This window comes from Aphanothece hegewaldii CCALA 016 (assembly GCF_003007785.1).
In the GTDB taxonomy this organism is placed as follows: Bacteria; Cyanobacteriota; Cyanobacteriia; order Cyanobacteriales; family Microcystaceae; genus Chroococcus; species Chroococcus hegewaldii.
Genome location: NZ_PXOH01000033.1, coordinates 39,304 through 45,842, shown reverse-complemented (window position 1 = coordinate 45,842; position 6,539 = coordinate 39,304). Strand labels below are relative to the sequence as shown.

The 6,539-nt window shown below is 40.2% G+C and carries 8 protein-coding genes; 5 read left to right on the top strand and 3 right to left on the bottom strand.

Features of this window, described 5'->3' with window-relative positions; all coding sequences use genetic code 11:
* Both C7H19_RS20705 and C7H19_RS20700 read right to left on the bottom strand, forming a co-directional pair.
* Positions 1-520, bottom strand: a 520-nt coding sequence (locus tag C7H19_RS20705; protein WP_146136565.1) for an RNA-guided endonuclease InsQ/TnpB family protein, incomplete at its 3' end; no start/stop codon positions are given.
* A 155-nt stretch (positions 521-675) separates the two neighbouring features.
* Complete coding sequence (locus tag C7H19_RS20700; RefSeq protein ID WP_106458815.1) at positions 676-1,053, bottom strand: hypothetical protein; 378 nt, start codon at positions 1,051-1,053, stop codon at positions 676-678.
* 547 nt (positions 1,054-1,600) lie between these two features.
* Between C7H19_RS20700 and C7H19_RS20695 the strand changes: the two genes are divergently transcribed.
* The 3 genes from C7H19_RS20695 to C7H19_RS20685 all read left to right on the top strand — a co-directional run bounded on the left by C7H19_RS20695 (position 1,601) and on the right by C7H19_RS20685 (position 4,201).
* Positions 1,601-2,932: a type IV pilus twitching motility protein PilT gene (locus C7H19_RS20695; RefSeq protein WP_106458814.1), complete on the top strand. Its 1,332-nt coding sequence runs from the start codon at positions 1,601-1,603 to the stop codon at positions 2,930-2,932.
* A gap of 121 nt (positions 2,933-3,053) precedes the next feature.
* Entirely contained in the window at positions 3,054-3,821 is a 768-nt protein-coding gene (locus C7H19_RS20690) for a circadian clock KaiB family protein (RefSeq protein ID WP_106458813.1), read from the top strand.
* Positions 3,822-3,889: 68 nt separating this feature from the next.
* Positions 3,890-4,201, top strand: coding sequence for a TMEM14 family protein (locus C7H19_RS20685; protein ID WP_106458812.1), 312 nt, complete (start codon positions 3,890-3,892; stop codon positions 4,199-4,201).
* Here the strand turns inward: C7H19_RS20685 and C7H19_RS20680 are convergent.
* Positions 4,198-4,587: a hypothetical protein gene (locus tag C7H19_RS20680; protein WP_106458811.1), complete on the bottom strand. Its 390-nt coding sequence runs from the start codon at positions 4,585-4,587 to the stop codon at positions 4,198-4,200. The two genes, C7H19_RS20685 and C7H19_RS20680, sit on opposite strands and share 4 nt — an antisense overlap.
* Before the next feature lie 156 nt (positions 4,588-4,743).
* On the opposite strand from C7H19_RS20680, the gene queA reads away from it, so the two are divergent.
* Positions 4,744-5,841: a tRNA preQ1(34) S-adenosylmethionine ribosyltransferase-isomerase QueA gene (gene queA / locus C7H19_RS20675; RefSeq protein ID WP_106458810.1), complete on the top strand. Its 1,098-nt coding sequence runs from the start codon at positions 4,744-4,746 to the stop codon at positions 5,839-5,841.
* Positions 5,842-5,871: 30 nt separating this feature from the next.
* Positions 5,872-6,381, top strand: coding sequence for a DUF1499 domain-containing protein (locus C7H19_RS20670; RefSeq protein ID WP_106458809.1), 510 nt, complete (start codon positions 5,872-5,874; stop codon positions 6,379-6,381).
* Positions 6,382-6,539 lie beyond the last annotated feature (158 nt).

The window sequence follows — 6,539 nt, the reverse complement described above, 5'->3', positions numbered from 1 at the left end:
GGGGTTTAACCGTTGGGTCATCAAATCTTATTGAGATATGCCAACGTCCTTCTGGATGTAGCCTAACACTAACAGTATTCGGTTCACACCCCATAGGAATTTGTCTAGACCATCTAATCGGCAATGGTTCTGTACATTTTGCTAGATAGATTTGTCTGTCTTTCCATTTAAAGGCTGACTTAGTAAATTCTGCACTACCTCCCTGATGTTTTTTCTTGAAATTGGGGTACTTGGCATGGCCAGCAAAGAAATTAGTAAAAGCACTTTGTAAATGCCTCAACCCCTGTTGCAAAGGGACACAGCTAACTTCATTTAAAAAACTTAATTCTTCTTGTTTTTTCCATTTGGTTAACATTGAAGAAGTTTGATTGTATCCGACTCTTTCTTTTTTTTCGTACCAAGACTGAGTTCTTTCATGGAGAGCTTTGTTGTACACATATCTTACGCAACCTAACGTGCGCCGCAGAAGCGACTCTTGTTCGGGCGTTGGGTAAAATCGGTAACTAAAAGCTTTTTCCATGTCTTACATTTTAACATATGTTTTGTGAAGATAGTACAATTAAAGAGTAAAGCCGTCCTTAAGGACGGGGTTTCTAACCAAAATTTTCGATGAAAAAACCCGGCTTTGGACCGGGCTGCACTAGCTTGGAGAAAAATTTGGTTCAGTTGTTTACATCAAGAACGGAATAACTCACAAGTTAGAGGACAAGCCGCGTATACGGAGGTGTGAGCGGGCTTATCTTCACCATGCAGCCATCTCAGCCAACTGACTTCTTGAGGATGAATGCCTTTTGCAGTTAACAAACCTGAACTGATTAATACAGCAAATAAATTTAAACCAATAATACTACCTGCCACTAATAATACTGAACTCACTGGTAAAACTGAATGTAATACGACTGCTAATAATGCTCCTATCGTCATCATTAAGACAATTAGGGGAAATCCCACAACGAGCAAACAAACTGTTAATGTAAAAGACCAAATCAAAAAACTTTTTAAAATGGCTAGGGTATCTACTTGATGCCAATTATTTTTATCGGTTAACTGCATAGCTCTATCCCTCTGTTTCAAGTATGGTTGAAAGTACGGATTTTCGTTCTTATATTTAAGAATTCGTGTAAACCAGTATAGAAAAAATCCTGAGAGAGATGAGCAGTTTGTAAGATTACTTTACACTAAAGGGAAAAAAACTATGGTAAGCTTATCACTTCGTTACATTTATTCCTCACTTGTACTTATTTAGTAAAATCATTTTCTCTATCTTTAGAGGGAAAAAGAGTTCGTTATTCATTGATCCCAAGTAATAAGTCTAAATACTCAATATCTTTTCGCACTATCAAAAAACCAGAATTTTAACGAGCTTTACAAAAATTAATAGGTACAAAAATTGTTTCTCAGGAACCAAAAAAGTATAAATACTTATGAGAGCGTATTAGTGATCAATAATGGTTCGATTTTGGGAAAACTATTTAGTAAAGATGATGGCTTCATTTGACACAATGAATTAAGCGTTTGCTCAATCATAGTTTGTCCTTTTAGGCTTTATAGTTCATCTAAACTAATCTCCAAAAATCATCATTTAATCATTTAATTTTTTATGACTCAATCCTCTTCGCGTCCTCCTGTGCCACCGCCTACGACCGGCAATTCTGGGCCAACCGTAACCAATATTCAAACCAGTGAGACATCGGAACTAACCCAAATTGCTAACATTCCGATGAGCCTATCTAATAAGGGACAAATACCGCCACGCCCCACAGCATCAGGAACAGTTTTTCGACCACCCGCACCACCCGCACCACCACCACTACCGCCACCACCAACCCCCATCATCCAACAACAGCCCAGACGTGGGGGACGCGCCCCAGGCCATCCATCCTTAGAACAGTTAATCCGAATTGCCTTTGATGAGGGTTATTCGGATCTTCACTTGGGGGTAGGAGAAAAAGCCCGAATGCGCGATCGCGGCGAAATTATCACGCTAGACTATCCAGTAATCGACACAGATACCTTTTTCAGTTGGGTTAGAGAAATATTGAGTGAAGAGGAAATTCTCCGCTTTAAAAAAGAATTAGAATTCGACGGGGCAACTCAATACGAATTCGCCAGGGTGAGGATCAACATCTTTGATAGTCTCACAGGGCCAGCAATGGTTTTACGTCTGATTCCTCTCAAAATCCTGACAATGGAACAACTCCGCTTACCGATGGTCTTTCAAGATGTTTCCGATGTTCATAAAGGATTGATTCTAATTACAGGGCCAACGGGTTCAGGAAAATCAACCACCCTCGCGGCTATGATTGACTACATTAATAAAGAACATCCCAAACATATTATTACAATTGAAGATCCTGTGGAATTTGTCCATCAAAGCCGACGATCGCTGATTAAACAACGAGAAGTAGGAATGCACACCCATAAGTTTGATAACGCCCTCAAAGCTGCTTTGCGTGAAGATCCAGATATCATACTCGTTGGGGAAATGCGGGACAAAGAAACCATGAATACAGCACTAAAAGCGGCTCAAACGGGTCACTTAGTGTTTGGTACGTTACACACCAATAGTGCAGTTAAAACCTTAGAACGGATTTTAACCCTATACACCGCCGATGAACGCGAGGCGATGCGGGTAGCGATCGCAGAATCTTTAGTGGCGATCATTGCCCAAGGGCTTTGTCGTACCACAGACGGCAAACGGGCGGCTTATCATGACATCATGGTCAATACGGAAACCGTAAAAGATTATATTCGCCAAGGAAAAAATGACGAAATCCTCGAACTGATGCGGGATGGTGAATATGATGGCATGATTACCACTAACCAATCTCTGTTTAACCTTTATCAAGAAGGGCGAATTACCGAAGAAACAGCGATGGAAATGTCACCCATTCCCAACGAACTAGCGATGATGCTACGGGGCAAAATCTAAAATCAATAGGTCAAAATTTAGGACAGTTGAGGTGAAATACAAGATTTAGATATTTCTAAAATATCTAAAATAGTTGTAGGGTGTTCGACGACCCCGCCATATTCTGTCTTAAAAAAGTTCCATCGCCTTGAATTCTCATAGTATACCTGAACTATTTAAAGGAATCGCCTTATTTACACCTGGGGGAGATCTAATTTACTGCATTGATCCAAGTAAACAAGATCAATGGCATCTTAATCTTTGTGTCGCCTTACAAGACTTATTAGGTTTGCCCGAACCGCCTCACTTTTTGATCCCCGGTTATACAGCAACCCTCGATCATTGGCGAGATCCCCGCACACAACAAATTCAGACGAGCGCTCAAGTTTATCCCGCCGTACAACGTTACCAAGCGTTACTCAATGCTATTTTTGCGACCGAACATCTGATCTGGGAAACCGCCCCTTGGCAAGAAGAATCTTGTAATCCGATTTTATTAGAAACCTATCACGCTTCGTTTCCCCAACTGTGGGAATCACATGATTTGATTGTACAAGTTGGTGGTAAAGATCGTATCGGGTCTAGTTTAGCCCAAAGAGCAGAAGACGAGCAAAAAACACAGCATTTAGGCTCAGATCGCTCAGTAGGCTACGTTTTACGCTTATTTGTCTCCGGTCATCATACAGCGACTAAACAAACCTTAGAAATGATTCATCAACTCTTAGAACAAGGTTTACGCCATCCATACACACTCAAAGTCATTGATATTTCGCAACATCCAGAGGAAGCAGAAATCAATCATGTTACGGCAATTCCGACATTAGTAAGAGTTTGGCCAAAACCTGTAAAGCGAATTGTTGGAGAACTGAGCGACTCGACACGGGTGTTACAGATTATTGCAGGCAATTGATTTTATTTATTGGCCGTTTGTTATTGATGGAACAATAGACAAAAGTATAACAATGTGGTGCTCAAAAAATGGATATAAAAATCTTAGCCGCCCTTCTCTATGGTTTACTCGCTTTAGTTGGTGGAATTGCCGCCTACAGCAAAGTTAAAAGTAAAGCCTCTTTAATTTCTGGCGCGATTAGCGGAATAATTCTATTACTTGGAGCTTTTTTACAATTTCAAGGTGTAGCTTGGGGTTTTTATTTATCTTTAATTGTAACTATTGCTCTGCTTGTCGTTTTTAGCTTACGACTGGTAAAAACACGTAAATTTATGCCATCTGGTTTGATGTTAATAGCAGGACTCGTCACACTAGCGATGATGCTTGTTCCCAGTGTTTAAGCTAGGGTTTCTGGACAATAACCCAATCCGCGAGTAAACTGTTGACGAAATGCCTCAATATCATTAGCATCCGGCATCCCATGAGAAACGATCGCCACTTGATAACGACGCATTACGTCAATAGTAGACTGTCCCGTTTCCAAACTCCAAAAAACCATCTGTAGACGCATTTCGGGCATATAGGGAATGCCTAACTCTAACATAAACGCCTGAAAGTCTCCATGTTGTTCGGGCGTAAGAGATTGACTAAATTTTACTTTAACGATCCAACCATTAATCTGATGAATCACAGTCATGCAAGCAGGCGGTAAATGAGTCATGCTATGAAGATACTGGGTAACTCGTAGCGTTAGACTTGCAGTAGCTAAAAAATATAAATAATCCATAGTGACAAATAGCGCGAATGATCCCAAGAATTGCTATAACATTATTTTGGCAAAACTTATCTTGTCATTTCTAGGGGAAAAACCCGCGATTTAGTTAAATTCTTTTGGGTAAGATCACCCAAAAATTCTTGTTCTTTTGTTGATATGATGTGACACATGACTTCAGATCAGTTATTGTCGGGCTATGATTATACCCTTCCGTCCGAGTTAATCGCTCAAAATCCAGTTAACCCACGAGATCATTCTCGACTTTTGATTATTGACTCTTTAAATACTCATAAGCATGGTATTTTTCAGGATTTAACTAACTGGTTATTACCTGGCGATCTACTCGTTCTGAATAATACTCAAGTAATTCCTGCTCGTCTTTATGGGCGAAAAGCAACGGGCGCACCTGTTGAAATTTTACTTTTAGAAGAAAGAATAAATAATTGTTGGTTAGCCTTAGTTAAACCAGGCAAACGATTTAAAATCGGCTCAGAAGTTTGGTTTTATCCCTTTAATCATCCTGAACAATCAGAAAGTAATATTCTTAAAGCCAAAGTGATTGATCGAGATTTGGCGACAGGAGGAAGACTATTACAATTTCAAATCCCCCCTCATCAATCTTTCTTAACACTTTTAGAGCAATTTGGTCAAATTCCCTTTCCTCCCTATGTCACCGCCTCTGAAGCCGATCCATCCCAATATCAAACGGTTTACGCCCAAGAATTAGGATCAGTTGCCGCCCCCACTGCGGGACTACATTTTACTGAAGAATTATTACAAAAGCTTCAAGAAATGGGTGTTAATTTGGCTTATGTGACGCTTCATGTTGGTGTCGGAACATTTCGCCCCGTCGAAGTGGAGGACATTACTCAACATATCATGCACCAAGAATGGATCGAATTGCCTCAAAAAACGGTTGATTTAATACAGGAAACCAAAGCGAAAGGATCTAGAGTGATCGCAGTCGGCACAACGGCGACAAGAACCTTAGAAGGCGCAATGAAAGAGATTAAAGCAGCAGGAGGAGATCACTTAGCTGCTTTTCGCGGGAAGACTGATTTATTTATTTACCCAGGTTATCAGTGGCAGGTAATTGATGGGTTAATTACAAACTTTCATCTACCTAAATCTAGTTTATTGATGCTCGTCAGTGCTTTAATCGGACGAGAACGTTTATTAGCATTGTACGCAGAAGCCATCAAAGAAAAATATCGGTTTTATTCTTTTGGGGATGCTATGTTGATTCTCCCAAGTGCGGTAATTTAAAGATTAGCTGTTACTTACTATTATTAATTTATGTCTCAAGCTAAACCGTCATCATTCAACTCCAAAAATCGTGGCGTATTCTTTTTGATTGCCCCAGTTTTAATTCTTTTAATTACGATGGGTATCCGCGTTGCTTTTCCGACTCTACCGACTCCTTTTTCGGGAATGCGCCCCGATAATTTAGGTGTGGTTGCGGGTAAACTCGCGCCTTGCCCAATGAGTCCAAATTGTGTTAGTAGTCAGAGTCTGGACAAAGAACATTATATAAAACCGATCGCCTATCAAGGTGAACCCAAAACAGCGATCGCCGCTTTAACCAGTCTGATCAACTCTCAAGAACGCACTAAAATTATTGCCGAAGAAAGTAACTATCTTTATGCAGAGTTTGCCAGTCGTTGGATGGGCTATGTTGATGATGTCGAATTTTTAGTCCATCCCACTGAAAAAGTGATTGATGTTCGATCGGCTTCTCGTCTTGGCGAATCCGACTTAGGCGTAAATCGTCAACGCCTTGAACAGATTAGGTCACTATTGCTATAGCATATTTTTTTATTTTTGTCAATATTCAAATAATTGGATTATGGTAGGGGTGCGGAATGCACTGCACGCCGTTTCGCGGAATTTAAAATCCGAATCGCGGTGCAGTTTGGTTGCCAAACCCTATTTTTATCGGTTTATTTCATTTTATTAAGATTCAT

Coding starts and splice junctions, on each gene's coding strand:
- C7H19_RS20685 (WP_106458812.1), top strand. CDS start 3,890: ATGGATATAAAAATCTTAGCCGCCCTTCTCTATGGTTTACTCGCTTTA.
- C7H19_RS20670 (WP_106458809.1), top strand. CDS start 5,872: ATGTCTCAAGCTAAACCGTCATCATTCAACTCCAAAAATCGTGGCGTA.
- C7H19_RS20700 (WP_106458815.1), bottom strand. CDS start 1,053: ATGCAGTTAACCGATAAAAATAATTGGCATCAAGTAGATACCCTAGCC.
- C7H19_RS20695 (WP_106458814.1), top strand. CDS start 1,601: ATGACTCAATCCTCTTCGCGTCCTCCTGTGCCACCGCCTACGACCGGC.
- C7H19_RS20680 (WP_106458811.1), bottom strand. CDS start 4,587: ATGGATTATTTATATTTTTTAGCTACTGCAAGTCTAACGCTACGAGTT.
- queA (WP_106458810.1), top strand. CDS start 4,744: ATGACTTCAGATCAGTTATTGTCGGGCTATGATTATACCCTTCCGTCC.